The organism is Fodinibius halophilus (assembly GCF_011059105.1).
Classification (GTDB): domain Bacteria; phylum Bacteroidota; class Rhodothermia; order Balneolales; family Balneolaceae; genus Fodinibius; species Fodinibius halophilus.
In genome coordinates, this window is sequence record NZ_JAALLS010000001.1 from 379,677 (window position 1) to 394,415 (window position 14,739).

12 protein-coding genes are annotated in these 14,739 nt (G+C 41.9%); 9 read left to right on the plus strand and 3 right to left on the minus strand.

The window, feature by feature from the left end; all coding sequences use genetic code 11:
* Positions 1–9: 9 nt before the first annotated feature.
* The 3 genes from G3569_RS01505 to G3569_RS01515 are packed head-to-tail and all read right to left on the minus strand — an operon-like array spanning position 10 to position 3,487.
* Positions 10–1,509 (minus strand): AMP-binding protein, encoded by a 1,500-nt coding sequence (locus G3569_RS01505; protein WP_165265353.1) that lies wholly within the window; start codon positions 1,507–1,509, stop codon positions 10–12.
* On the minus strand, positions 1,506–2,594 hold the full coding sequence (locus G3569_RS01510; RefSeq protein ID WP_165265355.1) for an enolase C-terminal domain-like protein: 1,089 nt from the start codon (positions 2,592–2,594) through the stop codon (positions 1,506–1,508). Before G3569_RS01510 ends, G3569_RS01505 begins: the two co-directional genes overlap by 4 nt.
* Positions 2,591–3,487 carry a 1,4-dihydroxy-2-naphthoate polyprenyltransferase gene (locus G3569_RS01515; RefSeq protein WP_165265357.1) on the minus strand — a complete coding sequence of 299 codons (897 nt, stop codon included), beginning with the start codon at positions 3,485–3,487 and terminating at the stop codon, positions 2,591–2,593. Before G3569_RS01515 ends, G3569_RS01510 begins: the two co-directional genes overlap by 4 nt.
* 287 nt (positions 3,488–3,774) lie before the next feature.
* Here G3569_RS01515 and G3569_RS01520 point away from each other — a divergent pair, with 287 nt between their 5' ends.
* The 9 genes from G3569_RS01520 (at position 3,775) to pfkA (ending at position 14,730) form a co-directional block, all read left to right on the plus strand.
* Positions 3,775–5,958: a glutamine synthetase III family protein gene (locus tag G3569_RS01520; RefSeq protein ID WP_165265359.1), complete on the plus strand. Its 2,184-nt coding sequence runs from the start codon at positions 3,775–3,777 to the stop codon at positions 5,956–5,958.
* A gap of 215 nt (positions 5,959–6,173) precedes the next feature.
* The gene (locus G3569_RS01525; protein ID WP_165265361.1) at positions 6,174–7,505 is read left to right on the plus strand and encodes an amidohydrolase; all 1,332 of its coding nucleotides are present in this window, start codon (positions 6,174–6,176) and stop codon (positions 7,503–7,505) included.
* 103 nt (positions 7,506–7,608) lie between these two features.
* On the plus strand, positions 7,609–9,105 hold the full coding sequence (locus G3569_RS01530; protein ID WP_165265363.1) for a phytoene desaturase family protein: 1,497 nt from the start codon (positions 7,609–7,611) through the stop codon (positions 9,103–9,105).
* Positions 9,106–9,267: 162 nt separating this feature from the next.
* Positions 9,268–9,894 (plus strand): rhomboid family intramembrane serine protease, encoded by a 627-nt coding sequence (locus tag G3569_RS01535; RefSeq protein WP_240894580.1) that lies wholly within the window; start codon positions 9,268–9,270, stop codon positions 9,892–9,894.
* Positions 9,895–9,993: 99 nt separating this feature from the next.
* On the plus strand, positions 9,994–10,860 hold the full coding sequence (locus tag G3569_RS01540) for a rhomboid family intramembrane serine protease (protein ID WP_165265365.1): 867 nt from the start codon (positions 9,994–9,996) through the stop codon (positions 10,858–10,860).
* Positions 10,861–10,933: 73 nt separating this feature from the next.
* On the plus strand, positions 10,934–12,202 hold the full coding sequence (ispG, locus tag G3569_RS01545) for a flavodoxin-dependent (E)-4-hydroxy-3-methylbut-2-enyl-diphosphate synthase (RefSeq protein WP_165265367.1): 1,269 nt from the start codon (positions 10,934–10,936) through the stop codon (positions 12,200–12,202).
* 51 nt (positions 12,203–12,253) lie between these two features.
* The gene (locus G3569_RS01550) at positions 12,254–12,895 is read left to right on the plus strand and encodes a hypothetical protein (protein ID WP_165265369.1); all 642 of its coding nucleotides are present in this window, start codon (positions 12,254–12,256) and stop codon (positions 12,893–12,895) included.
* A gap of 11 nt (positions 12,896–12,906) precedes the next feature.
* A complete protein-coding gene (locus tag G3569_RS01555) occupies positions 12,907–13,668 on the plus strand; it encodes a tetratricopeptide repeat protein (protein ID WP_165265371.1) in 762 nt (253 codons plus the stop codon).
* 66 nt (positions 13,669–13,734) lie between these two features.
* Positions 13,735–14,730, plus strand: a complete 996-nt coding sequence (gene pfkA, locus G3569_RS01560) for a 6-phosphofructokinase (RefSeq protein ID WP_350356546.1) — start codon at positions 13,735–13,737, stop codon at positions 14,728–14,730.
* Positions 14,731–14,739: the final 9 nt, after the last annotated feature.

Here is a 14,739-nt window from a genome sequence, read left to right on the forward strand (position 1 = left end):
GGTATCCTGCTAAGTACCATTGCTAAAGAGTTTAGGAAGGTTGCTGCGTTCTATTTTACCGGTTCTTGTTTTGGGTATATTCTCAACCCGAATAATCTTTTTTGGGATTTTAAAAGGTGCCAACTCTGACGACAGGGAACTAAGCAGGGTTTGTTCGTCAAAAGAATGATTTTCTTCGGGTACTACAACGGCAACAACCTTTTGTCCCCACTCTTCATCAGGCAACCCAAATACAGCGGCTTCAGAGATATCAGTTAATTTGGTAAGTGCTTTTTCTACCTCAAAAGGCGAGACATTTTCTCCCCCGGTAATAATAAGGTCAGACCGCCGTGTTTCTATGAATAGTTGATCATTGGCGTTTAGATGCCCAAAGTCACCTGTATTGAACCAGCCATTACTGTCAAAAGTTTCAGAATCAGGTAGATTGCGGTAGCCATCGAAAACTTGGGGGCCTTTTAGCCAAATTGAGCCCGAGTTATTAAAGCCAACCGGGTTACCATCTTTATCTCGAATTTGAATTTGGTTAGGTGTAAAAACCTGTCCCACACTACTCATTGGCCCGTAAGTACCACTCGGCTTTAAAATGGGGTTAGCAGCAATTTGGGCGCATGTCTCTGTCATTCCATAGCTGGGCACCAAAGGTACTCCGCTATCATTGCACCTTTTAACCAATGCGGGATCTATGGGACCCCCACCCAGCAAAATTGCTTTGAAATTATTGTGTACGTGAAATCCCTGCCGGTCAAGCAACCGTTTAAGCATAGTGGGGACCAGTGAAGCAGCTTGGAATAACTTGTTTTCAGAAAGAAAGGTATGGATCATTTTAGGATGAAAGCTTTTCATCCTAAAAATGGAGGTTCCATATAATAAAGAACGCAAAATAATTGAAATGCCACCTATATGATTCAGGGGCAGACAAAGCAGCCAAAAATGGTTAAGCCTGGGTTTAAAGTTTTCTGCCGAAGCTTTGGCGGCGAAATACATTTGCCTGCGTTTAAGAGGTACTGTTTTAGGAGTACCTGAAGTACCTGAAGTGAAGAAGTATCCGAATATATTATTGGGATCAGTTTGTGGAGTAAACTGTTCGGCGGCATATCCCAGCTTGACATCAACATTGAGTGATCGCGGTAAGTCCAGTTGCTTAATGCTAATTTGATGCGGATAGTCCAGTTTCTTTTGTGCTTCTTTACTGCTGAAAATTAGACCGGGTTGTATATTTTGAAGCTGTTTTTCCAGCTCCGAAGAGGTAGCATGGCGATTAAAAGAGATAAAAGGGATACCCAGATTCCAACAGGCGGCAATGGCAAAAACAAGGGTATCAGAAGAGGGTGCAATAAAACCAACTGGTTTATCAAAATCGTGATCAAAGTCGAATAAAAATTGCAGGAAAAAGCACTCAAATTGTTTCAAATCTCCGTAGCTATGTAACCCAAAACTAGATCCAAGAAAAAGATCTTCATCCCTGGGCGGAGAAAATGTGGGTACCTTATTTTTAAATTTCTTTTTCACTTCTGGAGTCTAATTGGAGATAATTGATTTAATATATTTGGATCTATCGTAAAGGGTATTTCTGATAAAGGAATTTGATATTCCCCATTTAATATACAATTTGAGTCGTCAATTAAATCTCGGGCAAGTAATGTTCCTGTCATTAACCCATGTGCTGTCTGTCTGTTACCAAATCCCGACGAGAAAATGGCAGTCATTATACGTCCGATGCCACTTTCCAGGCTTGTAGTAAGCACTGTTTTATTATCATGAGTATTGGCAAGCCTATTTGTTGCAAATATTTTTTTAAAATTTCCTAATAACATCGGTTTTAGGATAACATAAGAAGTAAAGGGTAAAATATTTGGCCACCAGTCGGTGTGTATTATAGATTCATCGATTCCTATAGGCAATTCAATGTTTTGAGTAAGATCCTCATAATTTTGTGGTGAAGGTTGAGCTATTGGTTCTTCTAAATATTCAATACCTAAGGATGAAAATCTATTGCAATTTGTAATGGCTTCTTTTAGGGGCCATGCCTGGTTTGCATCGAGCCTGACCGTTAAATCAGGATATATAGAACGAATTTCCCGAAGTTGTTGGTATTCTATTTTGACATTACGACCTACTTTAAACTTAATTGTTTTAAACCCCTTATTAACAAACTGTTTTACCTCTGCGAAAATATTATCCGATAAAAGATCCCCTAAAGCATTTATTTTTATTGAAGTCTGTAACTGTGAGAATAAAATTTGGGACATTGTAGTTCCCTTGTTTTGAGCAGTAATTTGATAGGCAAGCGTATCGAGCCCAAAAGCTAGTTCGTTAGCCAGAGAAGTAGTCTCATAAACTTTTTGTAGGGAGGTGACAGGCTCTGTACTGTTTAATGCTTCACTGATGTCTGCAACATTGATTTTAAGTTCACCAACTATTTTATCAAGTGATTTTTTTGAAAAGCCGGGGAGGGGAGCGGCTTCTCCAAATACCGTTCTTCCATCATCACAGGGATACTCAAGGAGAATACCTGTTCTGTGTTTAAAGGATTTGTTGCTGGTATTTAGATTTTTTTTAAAAGGGAGATAATATTGATAAGCAGTTAATTTCATAATACATCTAAAATAATACCGATGCTAAATAGAACTCCAAAGACAACCATTAGCTGTGCAGTTCGTTCAAGTGTGTTATTTAATTTTCTTTTATCTTGAATAGTCCATATTTGGTAAAGTAATATAATAGCTCCGGGTGTACTTAGGTAGGGAATTAAAATATATGCGCTATATTGCAAAGCGTAATAAAAATACAGCGGTATCGCCCAGCTAATGATCAGCATTAATGCATATTCCCAACGCAGAACATCTTCTCCAAAGAGAACTCCAAGGGTATTTTTGCCGGCCGGTCCGTCTTGTTCCACATCCCTTAAATTATTGACAACTAATATATTTGTAGAGAGCGCTCCTACCGCAAATGAGGCCCACAATGAGGGTAGACTCCATTCCAGGGCATTTACGTAGTAAGTGCCCATGACGGCTACAATTCCAAAAAACAGGAAAACAAAGAGATCGCCAAGTCCATTATAACCGAGAGGAAAAGGTCCGCCAGTATATAGAATGCCACATATTAATGATATTATGCCAACTGCTAAAATGACCCATCCCGCATGCCAAACCAGGTAGAGTCCCAGTAAGAAGGCAAGTCCCATTGTGATGATAGTGGCATTGCGCATGGTATCGGCAGAAATTTGACCTGCCGCGGTCGCACGTTCAAAGCCAATGCGGTCATCGGTATCGGCTCCCTTTTTAAAATCAAAATAATCATTAGCAAAGTTGGTACCGATCTGTATCAAAAAGGCACATAGTAAAGCAATTAGGGTAGGGAGGAGATCAAAAGTAGCATTGTGAAATGCAAGAGATGCACCAACACAAACGGGCACAAATGCAGCGGCCAATGTCTGGGGACGCGCAGCCTGAATCCAAATGCTCAGATTTTTAGTGTCTGACATAGTAAAATAAGGGGTAAAAAATGTGGATAATTTGTTGATCCAATTATAGTAATAAATCCTCTGCTTAAAAAAACAAGCCTTGACCGCATTTATACAAAATTAAATTAGATCGCAGTAGGCAAAATGACTACAAAACTTAAAAAAGTTAAAATTAAAGTTGTTTATACCTTTTTAATTAATGTGTTTATAAATTTTTAATTAAAATTTTTGTGCAAAACGAAAAATCTTGATTATTTTAAGAGCGACTTAAAAACGATCACCAAAAAAATAAATAACACACTACTTTAATGACTAAAGCACTTAGACGTTACGACACGCTGGCTGCTGCACGGAACTGGTCTCCCAAGAAAAACGGGGAACCAATGGAATCGATGAATGTTACGGAAATATTCGGTGAGAATACGTTCCAGCAAGAAGATTTGAAGGAGCAACTTCCCAAATCGATTTGGAAAGACCTGGAAAAGACAGTCGAGGAAGGCGAACAGCTTAATTCGGATGTAGCAGATGCCGTGGCCGTGGCGATGAAGGATTGGGCAATGGACAAAGGAGCTACTCATTTTACGCACTGGTTTCAGCCACTAACAGGACTAACCGCAGAAAAGCACGATAGTTTTATTACACCGAACCAAGGTGGTGGAGCTATTTCAGAATTCTCCGGGAATGATTTGATTCAGGGTGAACCTGATGCATCAAGTTTCCCTAATGGGGGGCTACGCCAAACGTTTGAAGCACGGGGATATACTGCTTGGGATCCCACCTCTCCGGCTTTTATCATGGAGAATGAAAATGGTTCTTACTTGTGTATCCCAACGGCTTTTGCCTCTTGGACCGGTGAAGCATTGGATCATAAGACGCCGATTTTGCGTTCTAATGAAGCATTAAATAAACAGGCAAAAAGAGCTCTTGAACTGTTCGATGTTGATGCCAAACGTGTTGCGGCAACAGTAGGCACTGAGCAGGAGTACTTTTTAATTGATCAGGAGTTTTATTATCGCAGACCTGATTTGATGACTTCCGGACGTACGTTGGTAGGCGCTAAACCACCACGTGGGCAGGAGCTGGATGACCATTATTTTGGATCTATCCCTGATCGAGTATTGTCTTTTATGCTTGAGGCCGAAAAAGAACTCTATAAACTGGGCATTCCCGTTAAGACACGGCACAACGAAGTGGCGCCCAGCCAGTACGAAATTGCACCACTTTTTGAGACCTGTAATATCGCTGCAGATCATCAGCAGCTAATGATGATAACGCTTAAGCGTATTGCCCGAGACTACGGTCTTGAGTGTATGCTGCATGAAAAGCCGTTTGACGGCCTTAATGGCAGCGGTAAGCACTTGAACTGGTCTATGGCTACTAATAGCGGGATGAACTTGCTTGAGCCCGGAGATAATCCGCATGATAATATGCAGTTTCTGTTTTTCTTTTCAGCAGTATTGAAAGCTGTTTATGAAAACCAGGATCTGCTTCGCATCAGTATTGCTCATGCTGGTAACGACCATCGATTGGGTGGTAATGAAGCTCCACCCGCAATTATTTCGGCATATATTGGTGAACAGCTCGAAGATGTTCTTACACAAGTGCTCAATGGTAATGCTAAAGAGTCAAAACAGGGCGGTCTCCTTGGACTTGGTTCCCCGGTATTACCCTCACTACCCAAACATGCAGGTGACCGTAATAGAACTTCGCCTTTTGCCTTTACAGGTAATAAATTCGAATTTCGTGCGGTAGGATCCAGCCAGTCCATTTCGTTCCCCATTGTGGTGCTTAATACTATAGTGGCTGATGCCATTGATGATCTTTGCACTAATTTGGAAGAGGAAGTTGACCGTGCAAAATCTTTTGAAGATGCACTTGCTACAGTAATGCAAGATGCGTTGGGTGAATGTAAAGATATCATCTTCAATGGTGATGGATATTCAGATGAGTGGGAGAAAGAAGCAGAAGAACGAGGCCTGCTTAATCTCAAAACCACTATTGATGCATTGCCGAAATTTACTGATGAGAAAAACATCTCACTTTTTGAAAAGCATGGAGTGCTAAATGAGCGAGAGATTCATTCTCGACAGGAAATATGGGCTGAACAGTATCTGACGACATTGAATATCGAGGCAGATACTACGGAGTCAATGGCAAAAACGATGATCTATCCCGCTGCGGTTCGTTATATGAATGAACTGGCAGAAAATGTTGAACGTATTCAGGAGCTGGGTATCGAGGGTGAAGGCTCTAAAAATATGCTCAAAAAAGTTAATAAAGGGCTAAATGATCTAAACATTGCACTTGAAGAGTTGCGTGAGGCTGTACTCGACTCTGACAGTGAAAATGTGATCGATAGTGCTACTCACGTAAAGGAAAACGTAAAACCGGCGATGACCAAGATTCGCGATTCGGTTGATTTCCTTGAACGACATGTTGCCGATGACTATTGGCCATTGCCAATTTATCGCGAAATGTTGTTTGTAAAGTAACTTGTAAGCTTTTTACAGGTATTGGGCGAGGCCACAACTGGTGTCGCCTTTTTTATTTTGAAAATATTTTTGGTTGACAAACCAGGTGTAGTATTCAGCACGCCATGGTCGATTTTGCAAAACACGCTATTAAATATTAGTTAGGGTTTAGAAGTATAGAAATAATTCTACAATCTAGAGTGCATTAAATTTCAAAAACAGGAAATAAGTTAGATATGGAATTTTGTAAGCGAATATGTTTTGGACTGGTGCTTTTTTTGTTGGCCGGAAATTACCTGGGCATAGCACAAAATGAATCAGCTGAAAAGGAGGTGCATAAGAAGATAAATAAAAAGGCCGATAATATTTTTGAGCAAGTAGTAGATTGGCGACGCCACTTTCATGAAAATCCCGAACTCTCAAATCGGGAAAGGCAGACGGCCACGTATATTGCAGAATATCTGCGCTCGTTAGGAATGAAAGTTGAAACAGGCATAGCTCACACCGGCGTAGTAGGAGTGCTAGAAGGCGGGAAGGAAGGCCCTGTAGTAGGCTTGCGAGCAGATATTGATGCTTTACCTGTGAAAGAACGCACCGATGTACCATTTAAGTCAACGAAAACCACTACTTATCTGGGACAAGAGGTTGGGGTAATGCACGCCTGTGGACATGATACTCATATTGCAATGCTTATGGGGGCTGCTAAAATTTTAACCGATATGAAGGAGCAGTTGCGTGGTACCGTTAAATTCATTTTTCAACCTGCAGAAGAGGGGGCTCCTCCGGGAGAAGAAGGCGGTGCAGAGCTCATGGTTGAAGAAGGGGTACTCAAAAATCCTGATGTGGATGTTATTTTTGGTCAACATATCAACTCACAAACTGAAGTTGGCACCATTCGGTACCATCCACGCGGCACAATGGCGGCCGCCGACCGTTTTGTTATAACGGTTCACGGCAAACAAACTCATGGGTCCACACCATGGACCGGGGTAGATCCTATTGTAACTTCTGCAAAAATTGTTGAAGGACTACAATCTATTATTAGCAGGCAGACACAGCTAACAAAAGCTGCAGCAGTTATTTCTGTTGGAAAAATACAGGCCGGCGTCCGTAATAATATCATTCCTGAGAAAGCTGAAATGATTGGAACCATTCGCACGCTGGATACTGAAATGCAGAAAATTATTCATGATAAAATTCGTCACGTGGCTACAAAAACGGCCGAAAGTATGGGGGCAACTGTAGATGTTGAAATAGAGAAGGGATACCCGGTGACATATAATGATCCTGAGCTGACAGAAAATATGGTGCCCAGTTTACAGGCTATAGCAGGGAATGAGAATGTCGTACTTTCCGATGCCATCACCGGTGCAGAGGATTTCTCATTCTTTCAGAAGAAAGTTCCCGGTTTTTACTATTTCGTAGGTGGCATGCCCAAAGGGATGAACCCTGCTGAGGCAGCACCACACCATACCCCGGATTTTTATATCGAAGAAGAAGGTATGAAGTTAGGTGTGAAATCTCTGGCTCGATTGACCTATGATTATATGATCAACCACACCAAGTAGTTTTTAGAAAAACATAAAGTATATTCTAGCCCCTGTCTGCAAAGTCAGGGGTTTTTTATTTATTGGGAACCTTTTTGTTGCTTTGATCTGTTTGTAGCACATTATGAAAGCAAAAAAGCAATATGATATCATCGTAGCCGGTTCCGGCATGGGCGGGATGACAGCTGCAGCTCTGTTAGCAAATAGAGGTTTAAAAGTCTTGGTCCTTGAAGCTGCTCATGCCCTTGGTGGGTGTAGTTCATCCTATTACCGTAAAGGCTATTGGTTTGAAAGTGGAGCTACCACACTTATAGGGTTCGATAAAAATCATCCTCTTAGGTACCTGGAGGATCAAACCGGTATTAGCATTCCCAAAAAAGAGATTCGACCCAGCATGCAGGTACGTCAGGATAATAAGGTGGTTACACAGTTCAAGGATATGGACACCTGGATAGAAGAAATTAGCCGGGTGTATGGTCAAAGGGAACAGCAAAAGAGATTTTGGACATTGGCTTATGATTTATCAGAAGTTGTCTGGAAAGTATCACTGCGGAATCACTTTTTCCCGCCCGTAAATTGGAAAGATTTGGTACCGTTAATTACACAAAATAATCCCAAAGATCTTTGGATATTGCCTTATGCATTGCGTTCTGTGGATGATGTGATGAAGGATTACCATTTGGATAGGCCTGACTTTCGCCGTTTTGTAAATGAACAATTGATGATAACAGCCCAGTCATCAGCCAAAGAAACGCCATTTTTATTCGGGGCTGCCGCACTTACCTATACCAACTATTCGAACTATTACGTGCCGGGTGGTTTAATTAATATGATTCACGAGATTAGAGATTTTATTCTCAAGAAAGGGGGAGAGGTTAAAACTAAGTGTGCTGTAGAACAAATTAATCGCACTGCTAAAGGTTATCATGTACACACTGCGGAATCCTCTTGCCAAGCGCCGGTAGTATTATCTAACATTCCGGTTTGGAATATGCCGTACATTACCTCAGGAGAGATAAAAGACTACTTTACAGATGAATCAGAAGAATATCAGCAGGCGTGGGGAGCTTTCACCATGGGTGTTGTAACGAATGATAACTATCCCAAGAATTTGCCCTTGCATCATCAACTGCACTTTAGGGATAGTGAGGCTCCCAAAGAAATAGATTCCAATTCGATATTTGTTTCTTTCTCACATTCCAAAGATCAACAACGAGCTGAGAAAGGGAAACGCGTGCTTAATATTTCTATGCATACCCAGCCAGACTTTTGGTTTATTGACGATCAGAAAGAGTACGAAAAACGTAAAAGGGAAGTATCTAAATATATTGTCAGAAAACTAGATCAACTGCTGCCGGGCTTTCATAGCGGGGATATAATTGAACAGTTTTCTGCTACCCCTTATACCTGGCAAAATTGGGTATACCGAAAAAAGGGTAGGGTAGGCGGTATCCCGCAAAGTATGGCACGTTCTCTTACCGATTGGATGCCGGCCGAAACACCATTTCCGGGGTTATTTTTGTGCGGAGACACCGTATTTCCGGGTCAGGGTATACCGGGAGTGGCCCTGAGTGGTATTAATGCTTCTAAACGAATTACGAGATACCTTGAACAGTCATAATTTAATACAACATAAAGTCGTTATTCCCGTATAGCGTCTATATGGTTTCAGCAAGCAATAATCTTTGAAAGATGTATCTTATTGTTAGATACTGTAGTTAGAATTGACGCTCAGGAACCGTATATTCTGAAGAAAGAAAATAACAACTAATTTCGTTTATTCTTGAATTATCAAAACTCGCAATACAGCCCCAATACCCAGTTTTCAGTTTTCCCGCCAGCCGTTAAACATTTACTGATTGTAAATGCACTGGTTTTTATTGGAATGTTTACTCCAGTAATTGGTCCATATATTCAAAACTATGGCGTGCTTTGGCCTATAGATTCCGGCTATTTCCATTTTTGGCAACCGGTCACCTATATGTTTCTTCACGGGGGCATTGGGCACATTATTTTTAATTTATTTGCTTTATGGATGTTTGGACAATCTATTGAGCGATTCTGGGGAACCAGAAGGTTTACTATTTTCTATTTCCTGACCGGTATAGGAGCAGGTTTTTTCCACATGTTGGTGGGGGGAGGGGGTCCAACGCTGGGAGCTTCTGGAGCAGTTTATGGAATCCTTTTGGCTTTTGGGATGATGTTCCCCGATCGGCAGATTATGCTTTTAATCCCGCCCATTCCGATGAAAGCCAAATATTTTGTAGCCATTTTTGGTGCTATTGAACTTATTAGTGGACTGACAAGAGCGAATTCCGGTGTTGCACACTTTGCGCACCTGGGTGGAATGCTGGTAGGGTTTATCCTTATTAAATACTGGGGATTAAAAAAAGAGGAACCCTACTACTGATTGCATTTTTTTTTAAATTATAGATAACGGAACCTTTTTTGTTGTATCCCAACTGATACAACGATCCGTATTACTGAGGCGAACCAGGTTTTTAGAAGCATGTATAACGATTCATTTGGAAATTCTTTAAAGCGGGGCTACCGAGGATTACCTGTAGCTATTCGAACGCTCATCACCCTTAATGTAGGGGTGTTTATACTACAAGTACTGCTGGGAATTATTAGTCCAGCGTACAGTAAGGCCCTGATTGATGCTTTTGCCTTTTACCCTGAATGGCAGACAGCTTTGTTCCAGCCGTGGCGAGCCTTTACCTATATGTTCCTGCACGGCGGTACTTTCCATCTTGTATTTAATATGCTTTGGCTGTGGTGGATGGGACGTGCAGTTGAAGAATCTCTTGGTCCCAAGACATTTTCTGTGATATATCTCGGAGCGGGCATTGGCGGGGCACTTTTCAATATTGTTGCTGCCCCCTTGTTAGGATTTAATCCCGTTATTGGTGCTTCCGGTGCTGTCTACGGTATTATGGTCTCTTTTGCAATGTTATACCCCACGATGCCTATTATGTTGATCCTGTTGCCCCCCATACAGGCACGATATGTTGTAGCCGGCTTAATTGCTATTGATGCTCTCTTGTTAGGGTCTTCTGATGGAACTGCGCGAATTGTACACCTGGCAGGGGCAGGCGTAGGTTACCTTCTGATGAAGTCTCAACAAAGAGGTTCAGGACTTGGTAAATGGTTAATTCCGGTAGAACAACTTTGGTATCGCATTAAGAATATCTATCAGCAAAAGAAATCTCGGCCGAAAAATGATCACATGTATTCGGTTTCGGATGTGGAGATAATTGATGAAACGGAACAGTCTGAACTGGATGAAATTCTTGAAAAGATTTCTGAAAAAGGCTATGACGGGCTTACCGATGCTGAGAAGAAAAAGCTCTTCGAACTCAGCAAGAAAAACTAATTGTAAATTTGAATGATTGTTGTTGTGTGCTGTGTTGCAATGGTACACAAACGTATTCCGAAAAAAATTCACTATGTCTCATATTAAACGACGTGATTCGATACAGGTAATGGTAGGGGATGTACCCGTTGGAGGAGGTGCTCCGGTTGTGGTACAATCGATGACCAATACCGATACCTCTGATGTGGAGGGTACGGTAGAACAGATTAAGCATCTGCACCGGTCGGGCTCAGAAATTGTACGTATAACCGTCAATAATGATGATGCCGCCCAGGCTGTACCGCATATCAAAGAGCAGCTTCTCGCAGATGATGTGGATGTACCCATTGTAGGGGATTTCCATTATAACGGACATAAATTATTGGTTAAGTATCCGGAAGCGGCAAAGGCACTTTCAAAATTTCGTATCAATCCCGGGAATACGGGGACCAAAACACGGGACGAGAATTTTTGCACGATCGTTGAACAAGCTATTAAGTACGACAAGCCGGTTCGGATTGGCGTAAACTGGGGATCGTTGGATCAGAAGTTATTGGCTAAAAAGATGGATGCCAATAATGAACTAGAGAATCCTAAATCCTCAAAACAGGTAATGCTCGATACCATGGTAGAGAGTGCCCGCAGATCCGCTGAACTGGCTGAGAGTGTTGGCTTACCCTCCAATAAGATTATCATTAGTTGTAAAATGTCGCATGTGCAGGATGTGGTTCATGTGTATGAGCGTATTGCTGAATTGTTGGATTATCCGTTGCATGTAGGACTTACTGAAGCCGGAATGGGTATGAAAGGAACGGTGGCAAGTACGGCGGCCCTTTCAGTATTGTTACAGCAGGGAATTGGCGATACCATTCGGGTATCCTTGACTCCCAAGCCCGGAGGAGATCGTGCCAGAGAGGTAAGGGTATGTCAACAGATATTACAGTCGCTGGGAATTCGAAATTTCGTTCCTCAGGTAACAGCCTGTCCGGGTTGTGGCAGAACCAACAGTACCTATTTCCAGGAACTTGCAGAGGAAATTCAAGGTTATCTGAGAGAAATGATGCCCATTTGGCGGGACGTTTATGCCGGTGTTGAAGAGATGAATGTGGCGGTAATGGGATGTGTTGTTAATGGTCCCGGAGAATCACGGAATGCAAATATTGGTATTTCTCTGCCCGGTACGTTCGAAGAGCCCAAGGCACCGGTATATATGGATGGAGAGCACCACTCTACATTGCGCGGTGATAATATTGGTGAAGAATTTCGGGAAATACTGGATAACTACGTGATGCGAAATTACGGTAGCAGTCAAGGCGGCAATAGTACAAATAAAGCAGAAACCGTTCAGGAAACCGGAGAGTAGTACTTCAGTGGTAGCAAGGACGGTTAACGACAGAGAAAAATAATTAGAAATATGATGATATCTTCCTCCATCAGAAGGCTGCTTTTATTGCTGGTTGGGGGAATGATAGTAGTGCTGGCGGCATGCGACTCGGCACCTGTAGATAAAAGGTACCTGGAGTCTGAGGATTACAAGCAGTTTCGAAAGACGCAAAAAGAAGAATATGTCGCACAGGTTGATAACCGTCGTACACTGGAAAAATATCTCAATACCCTTGTTCAGTGCAAAAAAACGACTGAATTGTCTTTTCCTTTGCAAATCACGAAAAATGTTTTGAAAAAAGAAGGGGGAAACTGCGGCGCATTGACCAACTATTTTAGTACCGGTTTCAAGGTTAAAATGGTTGGTTATTCTTTTTTTAAGCCAATTTTTATACGATGGGTCTTACTACAGAGAGAGACCGTGTATAAAAATATAGAGTTGCTTGCTGTTACGCATAAAGGCACTACAATGCTGGATTTCCAAAAAGTGGGAAAATTCAGGAAAAATTTGTCGCAAAATATTTCAACGGATATTAGGGTATCTCAAAAGGGGGATTTCGTATATATTACTTCTGTCAGTGAACGGAATTTAATATATCCTATAGAACAGCAGCAGGTTATTACAAATGGTTATATCGTAAACAGAAACGGAAAGGTCAGCATCCAACAATAAACCAAGACGATATGAGAAAACTTATACTCACTACCTCGTTACTACTGATTGTACCCGCATTAATAGTGGCACAGCAGCCGGATAGTTCATTAATCAGTAAAGCTGATTCACTTTATGATTCATTTGTAGAAGAAAAAGGGATGGATGCTTATCTGAAAATCCTGGAACAGGATCCCGATAATTATAAAGCCCTGTGGAGGGCCAGCTTTTTATATTCACGAGTGGGTAACAGGTTCGATAAAGAATCAGAACAGAAAGAGTATTTTAACAAGGCAATCTCTCTTGCTGAACGAGCTTTGAAAGTGGACTCTACCGACAGCCAGTCGAACTTTGTGATGTCAGTGGCAAAGGGCAGAAAAGCTTTGATTTCTGGGGCTAAAGCCCGTGTGGCAGCTTCCAGGGATATTAAAAAATATGTCGACCGGGCATTAAAGTATGATAAAAACCATGCCGGGGCCTGGCACGTATTGGGACGATGGCATTTTAAAGTTGCAAATCTTAGCTGGATCGAACGTGTAGCCGCTAATACCCTCTTTGGTGGTATACCCGGTGATGCCAGTAACGAAAAAGCCGCGGATGCAATAGAAAAGGCGATCTCACTAAATAAGGATTATGTTCTTTATTACGTCGACTTGGCAAAAGTATATGAAGAGATGGGGCGAGAGCAAAAGGCGATCGAATACTGTCAAACAGCACTCGAAAAACCATCAATTACACCAGATGATCCCAATTTGAAAAATGAGTGCAAAGAAATTATAGATGATCTTCGTTAATGACTGATAGGTAGTTGGTTAGGTGGTTATAAAGATAGACTTTTTAATAAATATTTATACAAAAAAGTGGTTACAGAGAAAGCAGATCTCAACAGAATTGGTGTGTTAACTTCCGGGGGCGATGCTCCGGGAATGAATGCGGCAATACGAGCCGTAATTAGAACATGCGTGTATTATGGAATTACCCCCTTTGGTATTTACCAGGGATATGATGGCTTAATCAAAAACAAGTTCAAAAAGATGAACGCCGGTTCTGTAAAACATATCATCCACCAGGGGGGTACGATCTTGAAATCGGCACGCAGCCTGGAGTTTAAAACCAAAGAGGGGAGACAACAGGCTTGGAAAAATGTGAAAGAACATGACCTCGACGGACTTGTTGTTATTGGTGGGGATGGTACGTTTAATGGTGCTATGGTTTTTGGAGAAGAGCACGACTTTCCCATCGTAGGAATTCCCGGTACTATTGATAACGATATTTATGGCACTGATTTTACTGTTGGGTTTGATACTGCTGTTAATACAGTTGTAGATGCTGTTGATCAAATTCGGGATACGGCCACTTCTCATAATAGGTTGTTCTTTATTGAGGTTATGGGGCGTGATGCCGGTTTTATCGCGGTTTATTCCGGAATTGCCGCCGGATCGGAAGAGGTCCTGATTCCCGAAAAAGATCGAGGCATTGAACAGCTTTTTGAATCACTGGACCGAACTTCACAGCGACAAAAAAGTTCTCGTCTTGTATTGGTGGCAGAAGGGGATAGAAATGGAAGTGTCTATGACCTGGAGGATGAGGTGAAAGAACGGTTTGGAGACCGGTATGAAACTAAAGTTACTATCCTGGGGCATGTGCAGCGGGGCGGGCGCCCCAGTTGTGCCGATCGGGTACTGGCCAGCCGGTTGGGAGTGAATGCCGTAGAAGCGCTTATGGACGGCCGCCGAAATGAGATGGTAGGGGTGCGCAACCGAAAGGTGAAATTTACAGCTTTTGAAAAAGCAACGAAGCAGAATCCGGAAATGGATGACGAACTTCTGCGTATTGCCGATATCATATCTATTTAACTGTATCCT